Source organism: Trichococcus collinsii, assembly GCF_900107505.1.
In the GTDB taxonomy this organism is placed as follows: Bacteria; Bacillota; Bacilli; order Lactobacillales; family Aerococcaceae; genus Trichococcus; species Trichococcus collinsii.
The window spans coordinates 330,510-352,031 of record NZ_FNQH01000002.1 but is presented as its reverse complement, the minus strand read 5'-3'; the positions used below and the strand labels follow the sequence as shown (position 1 = coordinate 352,031).

Below are 21,522 nucleotides of genomic sequence, written 5' to 3'. Positions count from 1 at the left end.
TAATCGGAAAGGGGGAAAAGCAGTGAACCGAAAAAAGTGGGTACGTTTGGACAATGCCTCCAATATATTTTTGGCAGCTATGACGAGCAGCGATACGAAGGTCTTCCGCATGAGTGCGGAATTGACGGATGCAGTGGATCCGCACTTGCTGCAGCAAGCGCTTGATGAAGTCTACGAGAATTATGTGCTATATCACAGTGTGCTGCGGCGCGGATTTTTTTGGTATTATCTGGAAGAAAGCGACCTGAAGCCGAAAGTGACGGCCGACGTGTTGCCGCCTTGCGCGCAGATTTATCATTTTGACCGGAGGGAACTGTTATTCCGGGTCTTTTATAACCAAAACCGGGTTCACTTGGAACTCTTCCACGCTCTGTCCGATGGCACCGGTGCGTTGTGGTTTTTCGAGGATCTGCTGAAGGCTTACATCATGCTACGTCATCCCGAAGCTTTTGACGGCCTTGATGCCGCCGCGCACGATCGTTTGAACCACCAACTGGAAGACAGTTTCGCGCATTATTTCCGCAAGGACAAGAAACAGAACTTTACGGATGCGGCGCAATCCGCCATCCGATCCGTCGCGAAAGTCAGTCAATTGACAGGGAAAAGCCATACGCAAAAAAGCGCCTTGCCTGAGGAAGATAAACAAAAGCGCAAACGCCGCGTGCACCAGTTCCGGGGTAAAAAGACGCCGGACAATCGGCCGCACGTCATCGAATTGGAGATGCCAGTCAAGGATGTGCTTACTCTGGCTCGGAAGCAACAGACTTCTTTGACCTTGTATCTGACCGCTGTCTACATGCTGGCGGTGCGAAAGGCCAGTCCCGATTTTCAACCAGGATCGGCTATGGCGGTTTCTGTTCCGGTCAACTTACGGCAGTTTTTTCCTTCCAATTCTGCCAGGAATTTTTTCAGCACGACACGACTGATCTATACTACTGCAGAGAATGGAAAAGAGGATGACATTGCCGCAATCGGACGTACGCTGAAAGAGCAGTTCCAGCAACAGATTACGCCAGAAAGTCTGGAGGAAAAGTTGCGGACGTTGATCGCCTTCGAATACAGCCCTTTCACGCGGATGGTTTTCCGGCCGATCAAAGATTTCGTTCTGAAGCTGGTCAATTACGTCAGCAACCGGAATTTGACGATAGCAATCTCCAATTTGGGCAAGGTTACATTTCCAGATCCGATTGACGGCTACATCGAGAAAATGTATTTCCATACTTCAGCCGTCCGCCCGCAATTTTGCGCCATCAGTCACGGGGAACATCTGACGGTTAGTTTCACTTCCCCCTTTGTAGAATCAACGGTGGAGGAGCATTTTGTCAGGAGTTTGACCGACGCGGGAGTGGCCGTAACCGTCGCAGCGAACAAGGTTTCGAGCGAAGATTTAGAAGGTGAGTTATCATGAGACATTGCCAACATTGCAACGCAACCATCAAGGGAGAGTGGGAACAATGCCCCTTGTGCCAAACGACCTTGGATGAAGGCACCAATCCGGTGCTGCCGGATCCCTACCCTAAGATCCCACTGCGGTTCAACAAGGAGATCGTTACGAAATACTTGACCTTGATTTCCTTTGTGTTGATCATCGCCTTTCTGCTGATCGAACTGATCTGGATTGGAAGGATGGAGAATGTGCAGCTCGCCCTCTTCGGGATATTGAGCATGTGGCTTTCCGTTTTGATCCTGATCCGGAAACGACGAAATATCGCAAAAGGCATCGTTTATCTGATCGTTTCGCTGTCGCTCCTGTGCATTTATTTGGATTATCTGTCAGGATGGAGCGGGTGGTCGACCACTTATGCCGTACCGATCATCTGCAGTTTTGCAATCGTATCCTTGTACATCGCAGTGCGCCTTGTCAAATTGGGCGTCAGGGACTACGTGCTTTACCTTTTGACAGCCGCTTTGCTGGGGCTGTTGCCGGCGCTGTTCCTAACATTGGGCTGGGTCACGACCTCATTGCCTTCAAGCTTATCGGTCATGATGAGCGCAGTCACCTTGGTCATCATCCTGCTCTATCACGGCGGAGAGATATGGCGCGAACTGGAGAAACGAATGCATGTTTAAACAGTGATATTTCCAAAATTTTGAGGGTAGTCACCAAAAGAAGAAATCCAAGATATTGCTGTATCTGCACAAATAAAAAGCTTTGAGAAATTTGAATTCTCAAAGCTTTTTTTGTTTAATCATTTAAAAGTATGTGAAGCAAAACCTTAAGCTGCGTTCTTCTTGAAGACCACGAGAAGGAGCAGTGCGCCTGTAACCAGAATGGAAACAAGGAGAAGGTTATTCCCTTCAACGCCTGTCTGAGCCACTTGGTCCGCCTCTAAGTCTGTTGCTTGCAACTTGAAGTTTGAAGGTACCATGACTGTGTCGATGACATGGATGACACCGTTGGTTGCTTCAATGTCAGTAGTGGTAATGTTGGATTTATTGACCATTGGTGCATCTGAAAGATCGAAAGTAAGATTTTCTCCGTTGAGGGTGTCTGCTTTCATTCCATCCGTGAGATCAGCTGCCAACACTTTCCCAGAAACGACATGGTAAGTAAGGACTTTCGCCAAGTCCGGCTGTGCAAGGAGCTCTTCCGCCGTAATGTCCAACTCGGCCAGCAACTTTTCAAAAGCGGCATTGGTAGGTGCGAACACTGTAAAAGGACCATCCCCTTGGAGATCATCAACAAGTTCTGCTTTTTGGAGTGCCGAAACAAGGATACTGAAATCCTCATTCCCAAGTGCAATGCCTACAATGTCGTCGGAAGGTTCGCCGGTAGCAGCGGAAGCCAGAGGGGCGATAGTGAACGAGAGAAACAGTAATGTAGCAAGTGAAAGTAAGCGGCGTATTAATTTTTTCATTTTACCCTACTCCTTTCAATAATGGAAAATCTTTTGTAAACTCTACTACAGGGTTTATAATAGCACTATAATGTAAGCGTTGTCAATTATGGGGATTCTTGTGGGGAAAAGAGGGGAGGATGAAGTCATGCGAAAAAATATATGGGTGCTGATCCTCTCCAGGGTACTCTTTCTGCAGATTATCCACTATGGAGTTCAAGAAATAGAGCAAAGAAAGGACGTGGTGGTACCCGTAAAGGTGGAACAGGCCGAATTTCCTCCAGAAAAAGCTTCTTCCACGGACTTCCGTTCGGAAACCATCTCTGCAGCGGATGCAACTGTTCCTTTGGAGGAACTAACTTTTTTTATAAATCCATCCACAGAATATTATCAGATTAATCCGGATTATGTAGGCTGGCTTTCTGTTCAGGGCACCGTTATTGATTACCCGGTCGTCCGGGGGCAGGACAATGAAACGTATCTCAATCAGAATTTCTATCGGGATCCGGATATTTTCGGAGCCATCTTCATGGATTATCGGAATATCGGCATGGGAGTAGACAGGCATACTATCATTTATGGCCACTATACCCAGAATGGCCAGATGTTTGGGGAATTGGATAAATTCCTGAACGAAGATTTCTTGCAGGAGCATTTGGAGTTTACATTCGGTGATGCCTATGCGGAAAGACGTTACAGGATTTTTTCCGTCCATGTAGCTCCAGCAGATACTATTTTTCTGGATATTGATTTTGAGGGGAACGAGTACACCGAATTTCTGACCATGCTCAAGGACCTTTCCGTCTTTCCATCAGAAGTCGAGGTGACAGAGGAAGATCATATTCTCACACTGATGACGTGTAACGATTCCGCAGAAAACGGCCGGCTCTTTATTCATGCTGTGGAAGTAACAGAGTAGCAAGAGCTACTGTTCGGCGTATTGTGAAAATCAGAAAAAGCTCAAATATCCGGCAGCAGATTGCCGAGATATTTGAGCTTTTTTGATTTGGACAGATTTTTCATTCCGTCGCGTAATATTCATCCCAATAGCCATACAAGTAAGTATTTTTAATGCGCCACTGTTGGAATCGAATAGGCACTACAAAACTATACAGGCCTAAAGTCAGGATTGAAAAGACAGTCCATTTCAGCAAGGAAAGCCATAAATCAATAGCCTTCCCGACAAAATGCAGCTGGTGTCCTTCTATGTAAGTATGCTTGGCGATCCATTTTTCCCGATAACAGAAAGCCCAAGGTGCAGCCAGCCCAAACGTGAAAAAGCCCGCGAGACCGCAGATAAGAAGAATGCCGAAATATTCCAATAGCGTTCCGGTGAAATAAGAATCGTTATGATGGCGCAAAATATCACTCCTTTATTTTTGATTACTAATATAATACGACATTTTTTGATTTCTTATCTATAAATATAATGATATCATTTGGGAAATGCGCCTTAAGATTGCCCTGGGTGCACAAATGCGATACGCTAAAGGCATCAATCATTTTGAGGAAACGCGAGGGACAAATAATGACAAACAAAATAGCGCTCATCACAGGCGCGAGTGCGGGGATTGGCCAAGAGTTCGCCAAAAAGCTCAGCCAACAAGGATACGATCTGATTCTGGTTGCGAGACGTGAGGATCGGCTTGTTGAGATCAGCAAACAATTGCCAACCAAAAGCCAAATCATCACAGCGGATTTGGCGAAGACAGAGGAATGCTTCCGCTTGTATGAAGAAACGAAGGACCAAAATGTTTCCATGCTGATCAACTGTGCCGGTTTCGGTGATTTCGGCGCGTTCACGGCGACCAGTCTCGACAAGGAGCTGGAGATGATTGACGTCAACATCAAGGCGGTCCATATCCTGACCAAGAAATTTCTGCCGGATATGCTTGCGAGAAATAAAGGCTACATTCTGAACGTTGCTTCGGTTGCTGGTCTGATGCCGGCGGGGCCTTACATGGCGACCTATTATGCGACAAAAGCCTACGTAACGAGCTTTACTTCCGCGATTGCTGAAGAGTTGGAAGAGAAAAAGAGCAACGTTTATGTCGGTTCGCTATGTCCGGGACCGGTAGATACGGAGTTCAACAAAGTGGCGGATGTGAAATTCAATCTGAAGGGCATTACTTCTGAATACTGCGTCAATTATGCATTGGACAAAATGTACAAGCGCAAGAAAATCATTGTTCCGACGATGTTGCTGAAGGGCGCGCTCTTCTCGTCGAAGCTAGCACCGCGTAACTTGGTTGTTCGTTTGACCAGCCGGCAGCAAAAGAAAAAACAAGGCTGATGAATGCAGGTGGAGCCAGCTAGCGCGAGCGAAGCTGGCCGGAGGAACTGGAACCGAATCCGTTGAATCCGAGTTCTTCTCCGGTGAGGGTATTGCGGCCGGAGCAGACGACCAACTCAACACGTGATCTCCTGCGAAGCGATCGTGGCCGGAGGAGGCATCCGAAACCGACACTCTGCTCCGGCGAAGCTCCTCTTAGCCGGAGAACGCGACCAGAAAATCGAAGCCGAATATCTGACCGACCCCTGTAATCCGAAAAAAACGCACGAACTACCAGAATCCTACTGGCAGCTCGTGCGTTTTTTATTGTGCTGCATCCGGAAGCTGACAGGCTACGCTCTCCAATTTGGTGCAAACTCGTTTTCTTGGTAAAATAGATACAAATGGGTGGTGGAACCAAAACAGCATAAAAAGTCGCTGCCTTATCCCGGATGGAAAGCGTGCCGGTGAAGAGAGGGGTTTTGATGATGAAAATCGACAGAATAGAAATTGGTGAAGTGGCCATCCCACTGCGGATGCCATTCCAAACAGCATCACGCACGGTTGACGCCGTGCATAACATCCTGATCCGCATCGTGACTGATGACGGGACCGCCGGATATGGTGAGGCGCCACCGACAGCCTTGATCACCGGCGAAACAAAGGCTTCCATCCGCGAGGCCATCATGCAATACATCGCTCCGAGCATCATCGGAATGGAAATTTTCGACCTCGATACCATCATGCAAAGACTGCATGCCAGCATCGTCAACAACACATCGGCGAAAGCCGCAGTTGATATGGCGCTATACGACCTATATGCCAAAAAGCTCGGCCAACCTTTGTATAAAGTGTTGGGCGGGGCGAAACGAAAAATCGAGACTGCCCACATCATCAGCGACAAACCTGTCGATGAGAGGCTGCGTGACAGTCTGCAGGCCGTCCAGGACGGTTTTAACATTCTGAATGTGGCTGTCGGGAGGAATGGGATTAAGGATGTGGAAAGCTTGTTGGCCATCCGCAAGGCAGTCGGATCGGACATCCGCATCCGGGTAGAGGCCAATCAAAGCTGGAAACCCCAGGAAGCAGTCCGGATCATCAACATGATGGAAGATAAGGGCGTGCAGGCTGAGCTGGTGGAACAGCCGGTGATGGCGCACGATCTGGCCGGCCTGAAATTTGTGACGCAACACGTCCAAACACGGATAGCGGCTGACGAGAGCGTCTTCACCGTGAAGGATGCCCTCCATATCATCCAGACACAATCAGCCGACCTCATCAACATTAAACTTATGAAAACGGGTGGCATTCACGAGGCGCTCAAAATCTGTACAGTAGCGGAAACCTACGGGGTGGACTGCATGATCGGCTGCATGCTGGAAAGCAAGATTTCGGTCAGCGCAGCGGCCCATCTGGCAGCTGCCAAAAACTGCATCACGATGGTCGACTTCATTGGGCCATCGTTCTACAAAATCGAAGCTTATGAGGGCGGACCGCTGTTCATAGGAGGTACAATCAAGTTGGGGGATGCGAACGGCATCGGCATCACTGCTTTTCCTAAGGCCCATTTCAAGAAGCTCGGAATCGTGAAATAAAGGATTTTTTTACAGAGAAGTCAAGGAAGGAACAAGCCATGAAGTTGAGAGAGTTCTATGTGAAACGAGCCATTGGTTTTGTCATCGTTATGCTTCTTGTACTGATTTTTTTGTTTATCAATAAATATATACTGCATCTTTTTTGAAAAACATAAAAACCGCCATCGGAATTTTAAATTTCCGATGGCGGTTTTTGGTTCTGTTTCTAGATCAGTCCAACTTTTTTCATGGCTGCGGCCAAACGGTCAATGACCGCCTGATCGGCATCCGTCAAAGGCAAACGCATCGGTCCGACATTGAAGCCCAACAATTGCATTCCAGCTTTTACAGGAATCGGATTCGGCTCCACGAACAGACAGTCGATCAGTTCTTTGTACTGTGCTTGCATCGCGGCAGCTTTCTTGATGTCGCCATCCAGGAAGGCATGCGTCATTTCGGATGTAGCTTTTGGTGCGATATTGGCAAGGACAGAGATGACGCCTTTTGCGCCCAAGCTCATTAACGGGATGATGGTGTCATCATTACCAGAGTAGATATCCAAGCGATCGCCCAATAGACTCAGGTTATCAACAGCCTGACTGAAGTTTCCGGTAGCGTCCTTCAACGAAACGATATTATCGATTTTCGCCAGTTCCACCAGCGATTCCGGGGTAATGTTCTGGCCGGTGCGGCCCGGCACATTGTAAAGGACGATCGGAACTTTAACGCTGTTGGCGATTACTTTGTAATGTTCAATCAAGCCTTTTTGTGACGTTTTGTTGTAATAAGGAGTAACGCTGAGAATCGCATCCACACCCGTTGCCTCTACAGCACGCGTCAATCCGACTCCGTGGCGCGTGTCATTGCTTCCGGCACCGCCAATGACGGGAATACGGCCGTTGACTTTTTCGACAGTGAAACGAATGAGCTGAAGTTGCTCTTCATCCGTCAGCGTTGAAGCTTCACCGGTTGTCCCCGCGATGATGATCGAATCGGTGCCGTTCGCGATATGGAATTCAATCAGTTCTTCCAATACCTCGTAGTTGATTTCTTGGTTTTCCGTGTCTTTAAACGGCGTAACAATCGCAACGCCTGATCCTTCAAAAATAGCCATGCTTATCTTCCTCCTGAATTCTGTGTTTTATTTATGAATAGACAAAAAACGACTATGAGCAAATGGTCTCATAGTCGTTCAAAACAGGCTGCGTAAGCTGTAGCGTTGCATCCATATAGTGAATTCCACCAATTTGCCCCAACGTGAGAAGCTCACCGAACAAAGCTGGGCGGCTTTGTCCGACAGTGCCAGATTTATTCAACCTTGGCCCCAATACAGAGTATTTCGGCAGCAACACCTTTCAGGGAGTCCCTTACTGATTGTTAACCGCGACCTCTTCATCACATCGAATCGTATTTTGTTACTTCCACACTATCAAATAGAAATCAGTCTGTCAATCATATTCTGAGTGGATGCTGAGAAAATAATTTGAAAAAGATGGCAAAAAGACACATTAGTTGACTGAGCATCCGGATGCTTAGGGAACGCATATGCGCTAGGGATGTGATAAAATCAACTTGAGGAAGCGCCTTTACGGCAAGACCAGAAAGGGATTCCGGGATGCTTTATTGCAGGCCATCCGCGCAGAGATTATCTCCAGCGCACCGGCGAGGATGATGAGAGGACGTGAATAGCGATGAAGATTGAACATGTTGCAGTATGGGTGGACGATTTGGAGCTGATGCGCGATTTTTATGTTCGTTTTTTTGATGGAAAGGCCAATAAATTATACCGAAACCCTGAGAAAGACTTCCAATCCTACTTTATTACTTTCCGTGAAGGAGCACGTTTGGAGCTTATGAAAAGGATGGATGTCAACGAACGCTATCCCCTTGATATGCTGGGCTGGGCACATCTCGCCATTTCTGTCGGAAACAAACAGAACGTCGATTATTTTACGGACAGGCTCATCAAAGCGGGGTACACATGCAAAAGCCAGCCGCGCATTACAGGGGATGGCTACTATGAAAGCATGTTCCTCGATCCAGAAAAGAACGTCATTGAAATCACTATCTGAAAGAACAGTTGGGCCTAAAAAGCAGGGAGCGGACAGCCATGAAGAAAAGAATCCATCTAATTTCCAATCAAACGAAAGCTGGAAAGGATATGCGTAAAAAGAGAACGCGCTTCCTGATTGCTGGATTGATCGGGACAAGTATCGGTATTTTCGGAGGATTCTGGTTACGATGGGAATTGGCCCCTTTGATCGGTTGGGACAGCGCCGCAATCATTTTGTTGTATTTGCTGTGGAAGGATTTTCATCCGCATGATGGTACGGAAACGGAGCGGATTGCACAAGAAGAGGATATCCAATATTCGACGATCGATTTTTTTGTCCTGATTGCCTGTCTGATCAGCATCGGGGCCGTCGCATTGATGTTGACAACTCATCAACGCAGTTTCGTGACGATCGGATTTGGACTGTTCAGCATCGTGCTCTCCTGGACGACGGTGCACAGTCTCTACATGTTGCGGTACGCGGAACTCTATTATCGCGATGTGAACGGCGGCGTCATCTTTGAAGGTACTGGACAGCCTAATTTTTGGGATTTCGCTTATCTGGCGTTCACGATTGGGATGACTTACCAAGTCTCTGATACGACCTTCACGACGCCGGAATTCCGGAAGGCTGCTCTAGGCCATGCGCTGTTGTCTTTTGTTTTCGGGACAGCCATCATCGCCACGACCATCAACTTTGTCGCAAGTTTGAGCAGATGAATCATATGGAATTTTTGCCAAGATAAAGGAGGAGTTCATGCATGTTTTTTAAATCATTTTTCGATCCGCAAGTAGCGCAATTTTCCTATTTGGTGGGTTGCCAAAAAACCGGAGAAGCCATCATAATTGATCCCTTGCGCAAGTTAGAAGACTATATTTTGGCAGCCGAAGACGAAGGCCTGGTCATCACTGCGGCGACAGAAACGCATATCCATGCCGATTATGCATCCGGTCTGCGGGAGACGGGGAAGCGTTTAGGCGCCAAACTGTATGTCTCGGACATGGGCGGGGATGACTGGCAGTACCAGGATCTGCCTGAAGGAAGCGTGCTGCTGCAGGATGGGGACATCATCTCAGTAGGGAAGGTCAAACTGGAGGTCCTGTACACGCCTGGACATACTCCGGAGAGTGTATCCTTTCTGTTGACGGACATCGGTGGCGGTTCGGACATTCCGATGGGACTGTTCACCGGCGATTTTATCTTTGTGGGCGATGTCGGCCGGCCAGACTTGCTGGAAGAGGCTGCGCATATGCAAGGTACCACTAAAATCGGTGCAAAAGAGATGTTTCGCTCTCTTAAGAAAATGACAGACTATCCGGATCATCTGCAGATCTGGCCCGGACATGGTGCCGGCAGTGCCTGCGGAAAATCGTTGGGAGCAGTACCGATGACTACGTTGGGATACGAGAAAGACAACAACTGGGCTTTCCAACATGACGAGGAAGCGAGTTTCATCGAAGCCCTGACGGATGACCAGCCTGAGCCGCCGAGCTATTTTGCCCAGATGAAGAAGATCAATAAATTGGACAGTGATGCCTACGTCCCTTATCCGGTCTTCCCGCTTCAACAGGCCGGTCCGAACGATAGGCTGATCGATCTGCGCGCGAAAGAAATGTATCAAGCCGGACACATCGAAAGGACGCTCAATATTCCGCTGAACAAAAAGTTTTTGAGTTATGCCGGTTGGTTCCTGGATTACGAAGGCCAAGTGACCTTCATCGGAACCAAAAAAGATGCTGAAACGGCTGCCCGTCAGCTACAGCTCATCGGGTTCGACCAAGTCAGAGGCTATTTGGATGCCGGCCAGATCAAGGACGAAAAGATGACCGAGACGATCACGGCAGCCGCATTCATCGCCTTGCGCCAAGAAAAGGATCTGCAGATATTGGATGTGCGTTCGAAGAGTGAATGGGATAAAGGGCATCTGTCCGATGCCAAGCGCGTACTCCTCGGCAAGCTTTTGGAGGATCCGTTGCCGTTCAAGAGGGATGAACCTCTTTACGTCCATTGTCAATCTGGCGTCCGTTCCGCCGTCGCCATCGGTGCATTGGAAGAGAGGGGATTCAAAAAGATTATCAATATCCTGGGAGGATACACTGCAATCGAAAAGACCCTCAACGAATAGACACAAATGCATGAGAACCTACAAAAAGCAATCCGAACAACAAAAACAGCCGGAAGGAAGAGCTGCAACAGGCTTTCCCTTCCGGCTGTTTTTTGATTTGGAACGTTTTAATTCAGGTACAAGGAATAGCCAGAATCCCTGTACGATGGTATACTACTAATTGTCGCATTTAGTGAAGTAGACCGAATAGTCCAAGAGTTTTCTTAAGAGAGAGGTGTCATTTGGTTGCATAAAGATCTAACGAAAGAACAGGAACGTGTCCATCGCGTCATCAAAGTCATCAACAACGAAAAAACGCGATTGGCCGAGCAAGTAGAAGAAAAAAGTGAAAAGCAAAGACAGCAATTAAAAGAATCCAAAGAGATCAAAATCAGCCAAGGTTCTTCCGAGAGCGTCTGGGAATCGTCGGCTGAATTGCGAGCTTTTGAGCAGGAACTGATGATCCGCAATAACGAATTGCAGAACAGCAATGAGCGTGTCGCTGTCTTGGAAAAAATGCAGGATGAGCCTTACTTCGGCCGTATCGATTATCACGATGATTTCGGCAATGAAACGATCTACATTGGGATCGGATCTTTGTTCGAGAAAGACGAGAACCTGATCGTCGACTGGCGTTCGCCGATCGCATCGCTTTATTATGAAGGCAGCAAAGGCGAAAAAGTGAAGCTGATGATAGCCGATCAACCGATGACATACGGCGTTGACCTGAAACGGCAATTTCTGATCAGACAGGCGGAAATCATCCGCATGATGGATACGGATAATGTCATGGGCGATCCGTATTTGCTGGAAGTGTTGGAAGGACCTTCATCCTATCAGATGGGCACGGTCGTATCCACCTTGCAGAAAGAACAGAACCAGATCGTCAGGGAAACCAAAGCAGCCGTCACGCTGATTGAAGGGGTTGCCGGATCAGGGAAAACGGTTGTTCTGATGCAGAAAATCGCCTATTTGTTGTATGCTTTCCGGGACCAATTGAAGTCGGAAGAAGTCGTCCTGTTTTCCCCAAATAAAATATTCCAGGAATATGTCTCCCAAGTTTTACCTGCATTGGGCGAACTGAACGTGGGCAATACGACCTTCAGCGAGTTCATGGAGCGGAAAGTGACCGGATTTTCGTTGCGCGCCGATCAAGAGGACAGCTTAGCCAAGGTTACGGTGTTGAAGGGTAGCTTGGCCTTTTATGAAGCGTTACAGAAATACGGAATGATCCTGAAGAAGCGCTATCTGAAATTCTCGGATATCCGTTTTCGCGATGATATCATCCTTTCGCAGAAGGAAATCGAGTCAGCCTTCTACAGCATCGATAGCCAAGGGTCATTGGCCAGCAAGTTGGATATTCTCAAAAGACACTTGTTGCAGCGCGTGGAACGCATCCAACAATCGCAAAAAGGTAAGCCATGGGTCGAAAAAGAAATGATTGCCATGTCTGACTTGGACCTTTACCGTTATGAGAAAGAGACCCACAACCAAAAAGCGATGGAAGAGGCCATGACGGCGGATATCCTGGAGGACGCTTTCGAACCGATCGTTGCGAGGATTGAAGCGCTAGCTTTTATCCGCTACAAGAATCAATATATCCATTTCCTGAGAGCCGTTCCTAAACTGCTCTCATTGGATGCTTTTGGCTTGGATGAGGATGAATGGCGCACCCACATCGCAGTGGTTGCCGAACATATGGCAGAGAAGAGTGTATTGCTGGAAGATTTGGATGCCTACTATAGTCTGCGCTTGTTGTTGAAGGGACCATCCAGCGACATGAAATACCAATATATCTGTCTGGATGAGGTGCAGGATTTTTCACCATTCCAACTGCAGATGCTGCAGCACGCATACCCGAGCGCACGCTTCATTCTGAGCGGCGACTTGAATCAGAATATCCTGAACAGACGTCTTTCCTTTGATGATCTCCGGACCATCTTTTCCGAAAGCACGTTCCGTTCGTACCGTCTGCTGACCAGCTACCGATCGACGAATGAAATCGTCCGCTTCTCGGAAAGCTTCATCGAAGGCGATAAACCGGAAGGAACCTATATTCGTTCCGGAAAGAAACCGGAAGTGCTGCTGACTGACGATGGCGGGCTCGATATGGACTACATCAAACAGAAGGTGGATGCGAGCGTCGCTGCCGGTATGCGCGTTGCTTTCATCAGCCGCAATGCGGAAGATGCGGAACACATCAGCAAGGAACTATCGGCTGCCGGTATTGACTTCAAACTCGTGCAGCAGGATACCGACAACAGCCACCATCCGGTATTGATCATGCCGGCCCGTTTGGCTAAAGGTCTGGAATTCGATGTCGTTTTTGCGATTTGCCACTATCCGGCAAAAGCTGCCCAGAATGAAATGCAGATCCTCTACACAATCTGCACCCGGGCGATGCACGAGCTCTATCTGACCGTTTCCGATAAGGAATCCGGACTGATGGAACGCGTTGATTCGGATTATTATGACGTAAGAAAAATGTGAAACCTGAATAGCCCCGGCGTAAGCTGCAGTCCATAAGCAGATTCCGTCGGGGCTGTTTTATTTGTCATTGTGTTGGCGGATCAGACAATCTGATAGGTTCCGCGTAGTTCCTTTTCGTAAGGACCCATCTCGGCCAGATAATCCATCATCGCTTCGACCGCGTGCTTCTCCAGATTTTTGTGTTCTTTTCCGAATTTCTTCGGCACACCTTGGTTGGTCACATAGCTGACTGTGTATTCTTTATCCGGGATGACTTCTTCGCCGGCGATGAAAAGTTTTTGGACCCGGTTTCCTTTCGGATTCTCCAGTTTCAGATAAGCATGCAAGCCCATCGCCCGCTTCAGATAACCGCCCATCTGATCAAATGGGTCTGCTGCGTAGGTGCTTTCGAGGTTCTCTTCCAACAGAGTGGTTATTTCCGAGCCTGTCAGGATAGTGGTTGAAATCGGCGGATTCATCGGGATGATCTGATACAACTCTCCCAGTGTCACCGGGCCTTTCAGAATTGGAACACCGTAGCGCCAGCCGTTGGAGAAGGCCAGATCCGTTTTTGTGTGGAACAGGATCGCATCCAAGAGGAAGTTGTCCATCGTCGTTTCAACGCTCCAACCGCGATGCAGTACTTTTTTGGTTTCACCGACGTTGCGACCCAATTTTTCGCGGTACGGGGCTAAAGCCTCATCAATCAGAGCTTTCATTTCAGCATCTTCGGGGATGTTCTCCGTGACCGGAATGAGTTGATGTTCGATGGATTGAATCGCGCCGTCCTCAAGGGTCAGTTCGAGTGCCCCGAGGAAAGAGCCGTGCGAACCGGACTGGATGACTGCCGTATCGCCTACTGTGACGATATGTTCCTGACGGTTATGGGTATGGCCGCTTAGACAGATTGCCACGCCTTCGACTTCGCTCATCAGTTTCAGGTCCTGCGGGAAACCGAGATGGGACAGGACGATAATCAGATTGACCCCTTTTTCCTTCAGTTCCGCCACGTAGCCGGGCAACTCCTCACGTCCCAAAGTGAAAGAGAGGCCTTCGCTGAAATGGGGCGGCATTGTTTTGTCGATGATATTGCAGGCGATGCCGATCACACCAATTGAATGTCCGCCTACCGACAGGATTTTGTAAGGCTCGAACGCTAACTTACCGCTCTCTTTTTCATAGGCATTGATTGCGAGAATCGGATAATCCAACTGCTGGCCTATTTTTTTTAAATTTGCCGGACCAAAACCGGTATCCCAATGGAATGTCATCGCATCAAAACCGACTTCGTTCAGCACCGGCAGCATGTGCCAGCCTTTCGTAGCGATCGCTTCGTAGGTGCCGTGGATTGTGTCACCATTATCGAAAACGAGTGTTGGATTTTTGCTGCGGAAATCTTTGATCAGGCTTTGGAGACGGGCATAGCCGCCAGCTTTACGGAATGCCAATTTCTCCTTTTCATAGAACAGTTCGTTGTGCAACTCCAAGTAGCTGTGGGTGTCGTTGATCTGAAGGATCGTCAATTTTTCCTGCATAGGGATCCACCTTTCCGGATGAAATGTGACAGTAGCATTCATTATATTGTTGTTTCCATTCTAACACTCTGTGCGGTGGATACCGATTGATATGCCCTGGGACGTAGAGGTCGGATCGTGAAACTGACTCTAAAACGCAATTTCAGCGCAAAACTGTGTTAGAATTTGGATATATAAATGGATGGGACAGGGGAGGCGTTCGGGTTTTGGATGTTAGGGTGGTATTTGGAAGGATGATCATGCTGGTGTTGATCATGTTTGTGGGCTATCTCGCAACGGTCATGAAGGTTTTCAACAAACACGCGAACGCCAATTTTGCGGCGTTAATCACGTATGTGACGGTGCCGGCGCTTGTTATCGCGTCCGTTGAGGGCGCAGGTGAGGTAGGTACGAAATCTGACACGCTCTTCGTCCTGTTGACCGCGACGCTGATGTATCTTTTCACGGTCGGCTTGGCCAAGTTCAGTCCGAAAATGTTCCGGGCGGATAAAGAAACGGAAGGAATCATCGAATTCCTGACCATCTTCACAAACAACGGCTTCATGGGGCTGCCGGTCGTGCAGGCCATTTTCGGAACAGGCGCGCTTTTTTATGCATCGCTGTACGGCATTCCCAACAACCTGTTGATCTATTCTTTGGGGGTCTTCCTGATTGCGAAAGGTTCCAAAAAATCGCGGGCGAGCTGGAAAGCGATCCTGCTGAATCCGGGCAACCTCGCTTCGCTGTTCGCGGTTTTCGTTTTCCTGTTCGACATCAAATTGCCGGCGTTGGTGATGGATACAGCCACGAGCATCGGCAATATCACGTCCCCATTGGCGATGATCATCATCGGCGCGTCATTGGCCGACATCGATATCCTTGGCGCCTTCAAGGAATGGAAAATCTATCTGTTTGCGTTCTACCGCATGATCGTGATTCCGCTGTTCCTATGGTGGGCCACGAAGGGCATCCTGACGAACCCAACAATGCTAGGGATTCTCGTCATCATCTCGGCCATGCCCGGTCCAGCGATGGCTGTCGCGCTGTCGATGCAGTACGGAGGCAATACGGCCTTCTCAACGCGCTATGTATTCATTTCGACGCTGCTCTCGGTGTTCACCATCCCGTTATTGGCTGCGCTGCTATTTTGAACGGTATATAAGCAAAAAGAACGCCCATTCCGCACGGTTCGCGGAATGGGCGTTCTTCTGGTTTTGGGTAATTATTTTCAAAATGGAGCTAACTTGTCGAATGCAGAGAGAATATTCGACAAGTTTCCCTCAACGCGCGGTCGTTATTTGAGTTTCTTCGCAATATAAGGGTTCAACCAGCGATACAAGAGGGTGGACAAGAAAGCTCCTACGAGTCCTTGTGCGATGTTCAACGGGAATGAAGCAATCGCAGCGCCGAAGCCGAAAAGGACCGTGTCCCCGATGGCGTAACCGATCGCCATCCACACACCGGCAATCACGGTGGCAACCAACGGCCTCTTGTGGTCCATTTTCTGGAACAACCAACCGGCAAAGAAACCTTCCAAGCCTTTTACGACAAAAGTGATCGGCGCATAGAAGGCATAGCCAGCAAACAGGTCGGCCAACATGCTGCCGAGTGAGCCGACGAAGAAGCCTGCGCTGCCTCCGAACGATAGACCGGCCAACAGAAGCACCATGTCTCCCAAGTTGACGTAACCGTAAGGAATCGGAATGCGGAACAATAAGGTCATGACGACAGTCAGCGCCATAAATAAGGCCAAAACAACCAATCTGTAAGTACTACTTTTTTTAGTTTTCATGCAATTCGCCTCCAAGCATTATTTTTAATTATAGTCCTTATGCAAAAGTTTGCACTCTTTTTCTCATCGTTTTCATAAGAATTTTCAAAATGATGGAAAAATGAGAAAATCCGATGAAAAGATGATAGAATGGGAATAATTGAGTTTCTAAAGTAAAGGGGTGCAAGCATTTGAGTCAACCGAGAGTACTGCTTATTCAAGATATTTCCGCCAGTTGCCGTATTTCCATGAACGTGGCGGTTCCTGTAGTGAGCTGCCTGGACAATTGGGTGAGCATCCTGCCGACTGCACTATTATCCACCCATACGGGTAAAGAATTTGAAGGCTATACCTTTTTGGATCTGACCCAGGAAATGGGGGGTATTCTGCAGCATTGGCAATCATTGGGCATCAAATTCGACGGCATCCTGATCGGCTATCTGGGTTCGCACCAGCAAATCGACATCGTACGCGAAATTATCCATACATTTGCGGCCGAGGATGCCCACATCATCCTAGATCCGGCGATGGGCGATCAAGGCGTGCTCTATCCGGGTTTCACGCTGGAATATGTGGAAGAGATGGCGGCGCTCTGCCAGGAAGCAACGGTGATCACGCCGAACGTGACGGAAGCCTGTTTTTTGACGAAACGCCCCATGTTGAAGAAGCCTTATAAGGAAGCAGAGGTTGCGGGAGTATTGGCTGATTTGCGGGTGTTGAATCCGAAGAGCGTCGTGCTGACGGGTGTTTCTTTGGAAACGGAAACGATCGGTGCTATCTGCGTCAGCCAAAACGATCCCGAAGCGCATTATGCTTTCGCGAAACATTTTCCCGGCCATTATGACGGCGCGGGTGATCTGTTCACAAGCGTCGTGGGCGGTCTGCTTTTCCAAAATCTACCGCTGGCTGTAGCCACCGATACGGCTGTCCGCTACAACAGCATGGTGATCGAGCGCACGCTGAAAAGCGGACGCGAACTGCACTATGGTGTCCAATTCGAGACGGATCTGCCATATCTGATCGCGCAACTGCGCAAATACAAACTGGCTGAATAGAAGAAGTTATGCAAGAATCTTTCGGAAAGAGGCGTGAACAAATGAAGATAGAAACTGTAGCCATCATCGGATTGGGTGCCCTGGGGATCCTTTACGGGCACCATTTCACAAAGGCCGTCGGAAAGGACCGCGTGCGCATCGTCGTCAACAAAGAACGGATGGCGCGCTACCAAGAACAAGGGTTTACCTTCAACGGCGAAGCCTGCAATTTCCAGTACGTTGACGAAACGGATGCTAGCCTGGCACCGGCGGATCTGGTCATTTTGGCCGTAAAAGGAACCCACTTGGATGAAGCAATCGAAACCGCCCGCCACCAGGTCGGGCCGGAGACAACGATCATTTCGGTCCTGAACGGCATCGCCAGCGAGGAAGTCATCGGAGCTGCATTCGGCGATGAGAAAGTCATCCACTGCGTAGCCCAAGGGATGGACGCGTTGCGCATCGGCAACGATGTGAAATCTGTCCATATCGGTGAACTGCGCATCGGCCTCGACGCTGCCGAAAAACAGGCGCGTTTGGATGCAGTTGCGGCTTTCTTCGAAGAAACAGGCCTGCCGCATGTGGTCGAAGCGGATATCCTGCACCGCATGTGGGCGAAATTTATGCTGAATGTCGGCGTGAACCAAGTGCTGATGGTGAAGGAAGGCACTTTCCGTGACATCCACGAAGCAGGACCATCCCGCGATCTGATGATTGCTGCCATGCGCGAAGTCCTGCCGATTGCCCAGAAGGAAGGCGTCAACCTGACCGAAACCGATCTGGAAAATGACTTGGCGATCATCGACGGACTTACGCCGTTGGAGATGCCATCGATGCGGCAGGATGGCATTGCGAAACGGCCTTCAGAGGTCGAGTTGTTTGCAGGTACCATTCTGAAAAAAGCGAAAAAATACGGATTGCCTGCTCCGACGAACCAGTACCTATACGATCAGATCCAAGCCATCGAAGCAACATACTGAGAGAACGAATTACCGGCCTTCGCAGGCGAAGACATCAAGCCCTCGCTAGCGGGGGCTTTTGCGTTGTTGCTGAAGGTTGAAGCAGCGCCGAATGATTTTTGGCGAGCGCAACTCCGGCGGGGCACTCCTTGCCAGAGCTAAGGCGAGCGCAAAGTCACCTCCGACGAACCATCGCTCGACGGAGGACAGGCTGCGATTTCGCGCCCAGCTCCGGCCGACATTCGCTCACAGGAGCAGAGCAAATCGCCGGAAGCCCAACTCCGATGAGAAAGCCGCTCACCGGAGGAAAGCACCAGCTCCTATCAGGTTTGATTTTGCCGGAGCTGAGAGAGTTTACGGGTGTCGAACTCCGGCGAAGCCGCGCCAAGCTCGACACCCGACGCCGGCAGCATTTTTTTGTTATAATGGAAGCATTCATTCGACATTCGTCAACAAGCACGAAAAAAGGAGCAAAAAATCATGACACAAGAACAACTGAAAAACCGCGCGGACGTCCCTGAGGCATTGACTTGGGATGTGACCGCCCTTTATAAAACAAGAGCAGACTTCGAGGCCGCTTTGAATGGTTTAAAAGTTGCAACAGCAACCTTCGCAACGACGTACGAAGGCAAACTCACGGACGCCAAAACGATCCTTGCCGCAATCAAAGAATACGAAAAACTCATCGAAACCGCGACATTGGCGGATCACTATGCGATGATGCCGGAAGCGACCGACCTGACCGATCCGGACAATGTCGAATTGTCCCGGCAAACGGCGAACGCGATGGCAGACATCAATGCCCAACTGACATTCTTCGAATCGGAACTGATCGGCTGCGATGCCGCTGTCTTCAATCAAGTCATTTCGGAAGAAGAGCGCTTCGCTTCTTACATCCGCCACATAAAAAAAAATAAAAACATCCAGCTTGCGCCTGAAGTCGAAAAGGCATTGGCCCAGTTGGCTCCAACATTGGATGCGCCGAGCGCTATCTATGAGCAGGCCCGCCTTGGCGATATGGACTTCGGCACCTTTACGGCCGACGGGAAGGAATATCCGTTGAGCTTCGTGCTCTACGAAGATTACTACATGTATCACGATGACACAGCGATCCGTCGGGCAGCTTTCGATAAATTCTCGGCTGTCCTCAGCGATTACGAGAACGTTGTCGCAACGGCCTATTATACCCAGCTGCAGAAAGAAAAGACGCTGGCGACGATGCGCGGTTTCGATTCCGTGATTGACTATCTGCTTTACGGGCAGGAAGTGACGCGCGATCTGTATGACCGCCAGATCGACACGATCATGATCGACCTAGCGCCGGTTATGCAGAAATACATCACCCACCTGAAGGAAATACGCGGACTGAACAAAATGACCTATGCCGACTTGAAGATTGCGCTGGATCCGGAGTATTCGCCGCAAGTGTCGATCGAAGAGTCGCGGGTGATGGTGCAGGACGCCATCGCGGTATTGGGTCAAGATTATACCGACCGGATTATGCAGGCTTATCCGGAGCGCTGGATCGATTTCGCCCAGAATATCGGAAAATCGACAGGCGGATTCTGCACGAGCCCATACGGCACGCACCCTTACATCCTGATGTCATGGGCGAACCAACTTTCGGACGTATACACGCTGATCCATGAATTGGGCCATGCCGGACAGATGATCCTGTCGAACGAAAACAACAGCATCCTTGGTTCGGAGCCATCATTGTACCTGATCGAAGGCCCATCCACCTTCAACGAACTGTTGTTGACGGAGTCGTTGGCGCGCAAGAGCACGGATGCGCGCATGCAGCGCTTCGCTTTGACGAAGATGCTTTCCGACACCTATTTCCACAATTTCGTTACGCACCTGCTGGAGGCGGCCTACCAAAGAGAAGTCTACAACCTGATAGATGCGGGCAAGAGCTTCGATGCCGGCAAATTGAGCGAAATCAAAAGGAGCGTACTGGAGCAATTCTGGGGAGATGCTGTGGAAATCAACGCCGGAGCGGAGCTGACATGGATGCGTCAAATCCATTACTACATGGGTCTATATTCCTACACCTATTCGGCCGGCTTGACGATCGCGACCCAAGCCTTCCTGCGCGTCAAAACGGAAGGGGAACCGGCTGTCGGAAAATGGTTGGAATTCCTGGCGCTAGGGGACCAATTGGAATCCGCAGAAGCCGCAGCATTGGCCGGCGTGGACATCAAAACGGATCAGGCGCTGCAGGACACGATCCGCTATTTGGACGAAGCAGTCGATCAAATCATCACACTAAGCAAAAAACTTGCTTGAGAAAGAGGATACTATGGACGGAAAACTCAGAAAAAACATCAAAATCGGCGGTTTGGTCGATATCGTTTTGAAGAAAGACCAACGTACCGGGAAATTGACAAGAGGGCATGTGAAACGGTTGTTGACCAACAGCCCCAATCATCCGCACGGAATCAAAGTCATGCTGGTTGAAGGCGACCAGGTCGGACGTGTGCAACAGATCGTGGACGAGGCATAAATTGAGATGAAAAATGAGAAAAAGATCGAGTGATCACTACTTTTCTCAGAAAAAGGAATCATATGAAAATCCGATGATAGTTTTTTTGTTGACAGTTCTTTTCAAATCTTATATTATGATTTCATACCACAACTGAATAAAACAAAGTCAGTGATGAAGAGAGTAGATTTGAATATTTTCTCCAGCGAGCCGGGATAGAGTGGAAGCCCAGCAGTAAAATATCAAATTGAAGCGCACTTCGGATGACGAAAAGGTGAACGTTCAGTAGCCTTTTACGCACTTTATGCGTTAATTTAATCGAGGTGGATTTGTTGTTTCACAGCAGATCAACTAGAGTGGTACCGCGGAATCAAACATTGACCCGTCTCTTGTAGCAATACAAGGGGCGGTTTTTTAGTACCCAAAGCACCACCAGCAAAAACATAAAA

Annotated in this window: 19 protein-coding genes, 1 riboswitch and 1 other annotated feature; of the genes, 14 read left to right on the top strand and 5 right to left on the bottom strand. The window is 49.0% G+C overall.

What is annotated here, in order from left to right:
• Positions 1-22: 22 nt before the first annotated feature.
• Both BLV66_RS05930 and BLV66_RS05925 read left to right on the top strand, forming a co-directional pair.
• Entirely contained in the window at positions 23-1,408 is a 1,386-nt protein-coding gene (locus BLV66_RS05930) for a phthiocerol/phthiodiolone dimycocerosyl transferase family protein (protein WP_245826740.1), read from the top strand.
• Positions 1,405-2,070, top strand: a complete 666-nt coding sequence (locus BLV66_RS05925; protein WP_086987361.1) for a DUF6320 domain-containing protein — start codon at positions 1,405-1,407, stop codon at positions 2,068-2,070. Before BLV66_RS05930 ends, BLV66_RS05925 begins: the two co-directional genes overlap by 4 nt.
• Before the next feature lie 146 nt (positions 2,071-2,216).
• On the opposite strand, the gene BLV66_RS05920 is transcribed toward BLV66_RS05925, so the two are convergent.
• Positions 2,217-2,858, bottom strand: a complete 642-nt coding sequence (locus BLV66_RS05920; RefSeq protein WP_086987362.1) for a fasciclin domain-containing protein — start codon at positions 2,856-2,858, stop codon at positions 2,217-2,219.
• A 127-nt stretch (positions 2,859-2,985) separates the two neighbouring features.
• Between BLV66_RS05920 and srtB the strand changes: the two genes are divergently transcribed.
• Complete coding sequence (gene srtB / locus BLV66_RS05915; protein ID WP_176974154.1) at positions 2,986-3,756, top strand: class B sortase; 771 nt, start codon at positions 2,986-2,988, stop codon at positions 3,754-3,756.
• A gap of 100 nt (positions 3,757-3,856) precedes the next feature.
• On the opposite strand, the gene BLV66_RS05910 is transcribed toward srtB, so the two are convergent.
• Complete coding sequence (locus BLV66_RS05910) at positions 3,857-4,198, bottom strand: YjgN family protein (RefSeq protein ID WP_086987364.1); 342 nt, start codon at positions 4,196-4,198, stop codon at positions 3,857-3,859.
• A gap of 167 nt (positions 4,199-4,365) precedes the next feature.
• On the opposite strand from BLV66_RS05910, the gene BLV66_RS05905 reads away from it, so the two are divergent.
• Positions 4,366-5,130, top strand: coding sequence for an SDR family NAD(P)-dependent oxidoreductase (locus tag BLV66_RS05905; protein ID WP_086987365.1), 765 nt, complete (start codon positions 4,366-4,368; stop codon positions 5,128-5,130).
• A gap of 464 nt (positions 5,131-5,594) precedes the next feature.
• On the top strand, positions 5,595-6,704 hold the full coding sequence (locus tag BLV66_RS05900; RefSeq protein ID WP_218131804.1) for a dipeptide epimerase: 1,110 nt from the start codon (positions 5,595-5,597) through the stop codon (positions 6,702-6,704).
• Positions 6,705-6,909: 205 nt separating this feature from the next.
• On the opposite strand, the gene dapA is transcribed toward BLV66_RS05900, so the two are convergent.
• Positions 6,910-7,797, bottom strand: a complete 888-nt coding sequence (gene dapA / locus BLV66_RS05895; protein WP_086987366.1) for a 4-hydroxy-tetrahydrodipicolinate synthase — start codon at positions 7,795-7,797, stop codon at positions 6,910-6,912.
• A gap of 140 nt (positions 7,798-7,937) precedes the next feature.
• Positions 7,938-8,084, bottom strand: a riboswitch (Lysine riboswitch).
• A 290-nt stretch (positions 8,085-8,374) separates the two neighbouring features.
• Here dapA and BLV66_RS05890 point away from each other — a divergent pair.
• The 4 genes from BLV66_RS05890 (at position 8,375) to helD (ending at position 13,331) form a co-directional block, all read left to right on the top strand.
• Positions 8,375-8,755: a VOC family protein gene (locus BLV66_RS05890; protein WP_086987367.1), complete on the top strand. Its 381-nt coding sequence runs from the start codon at positions 8,375-8,377 to the stop codon at positions 8,753-8,755.
• 38 nt (positions 8,756-8,793) lie between these two features.
• Positions 8,794-9,456: a DUF1345 domain-containing protein gene (locus tag BLV66_RS05885; RefSeq protein WP_256327647.1), complete on the top strand. Its 663-nt coding sequence runs from the start codon at positions 8,794-8,796 to the stop codon at positions 9,454-9,456.
• 41 nt (positions 9,457-9,497) lie between these two features.
• Positions 9,498-10,862, top strand: a complete 1,365-nt coding sequence (locus tag BLV66_RS05880) for an MBL fold metallo-hydrolase (protein ID WP_086987368.1) — start codon at positions 9,498-9,500, stop codon at positions 10,860-10,862.
• 225 nt (positions 10,863-11,087) lie between these two features.
• Positions 11,088-13,331, top strand: a complete 2,244-nt coding sequence (gene helD / locus BLV66_RS05875; protein WP_086987369.1) for an RNA polymerase recycling motor HelD — start codon at positions 11,088-11,090, stop codon at positions 13,329-13,331.
• A gap of 80 nt (positions 13,332-13,411) precedes the next feature.
• On the opposite strand, the gene BLV66_RS05870 is transcribed toward helD, so the two are convergent.
• The gene (locus BLV66_RS05870; protein ID WP_086987370.1) at positions 13,412-14,845 is read right to left on the bottom strand and encodes a bifunctional metallophosphatase/5'-nucleotidase; all 1,434 of its coding nucleotides are present in this window, start codon (positions 14,843-14,845) and stop codon (positions 13,412-13,414) included.
• A gap of 218 nt (positions 14,846-15,063) precedes the next feature.
• Here BLV66_RS05870 and BLV66_RS05865 point away from each other — a divergent pair, with 218 nt between their 5' ends.
• Positions 15,064-15,975, top strand: a complete 912-nt coding sequence (locus BLV66_RS05865; RefSeq protein WP_143033105.1) for an AEC family transporter — start codon at positions 15,064-15,066, stop codon at positions 15,973-15,975.
• Positions 15,976-16,118: 143 nt separating this feature from the next.
• On the opposite strand, the gene BLV66_RS05860 is transcribed toward BLV66_RS05865, so the two are convergent.
• On the bottom strand, positions 16,119-16,616 hold the full coding sequence (locus tag BLV66_RS05860) for an ECF transporter S component (protein WP_086987372.1): 498 nt from the start codon (positions 16,614-16,616) through the stop codon (positions 16,119-16,121).
• Between the two features lie 170 nt (positions 16,617-16,786).
• On the opposite strand from BLV66_RS05860, the gene BLV66_RS05855 reads away from it, so the two are divergent.
• The 4 genes from BLV66_RS05855 to BLV66_RS05835 all read left to right on the top strand — a co-directional run bounded on the left by BLV66_RS05855 (position 16,787) and on the right by BLV66_RS05835 (position 21,094).
• Entirely contained in the window at positions 16,787-17,650 is an 864-nt protein-coding gene (locus BLV66_RS05855) for a pyridoxamine kinase (protein ID WP_086987373.1), read from the top strand.
• Positions 17,651-17,691: 41 nt separating this feature from the next.
• Positions 17,692-18,609: a ketopantoate reductase family protein gene (locus BLV66_RS05850; protein ID WP_086987374.1), complete on the top strand. Its 918-nt coding sequence runs from the start codon at positions 17,692-17,694 to the stop codon at positions 18,607-18,609.
• Positions 18,610-19,068: 459 nt separating this feature from the next.
• Entirely contained in the window at positions 19,069-20,877 is a 1,809-nt protein-coding gene (gene pepF, locus BLV66_RS05840; RefSeq protein WP_086987376.1) for an oligoendopeptidase F, read from the top strand.
• A 13-nt stretch (positions 20,878-20,890) separates the two neighbouring features.
• The gene (locus BLV66_RS05835) at positions 20,891-21,094 is read left to right on the top strand and encodes a YwbE family protein (RefSeq protein ID WP_086987377.1); all 204 of its coding nucleotides are present in this window, start codon (positions 20,891-20,893) and stop codon (positions 21,092-21,094) included.
• A gap of 141 nt (positions 21,095-21,235) precedes the next feature.
• Positions 21,236-21,466: a binding site (T-box leader), on the top strand.
• Positions 21,467-21,522 lie beyond the last annotated feature (56 nt).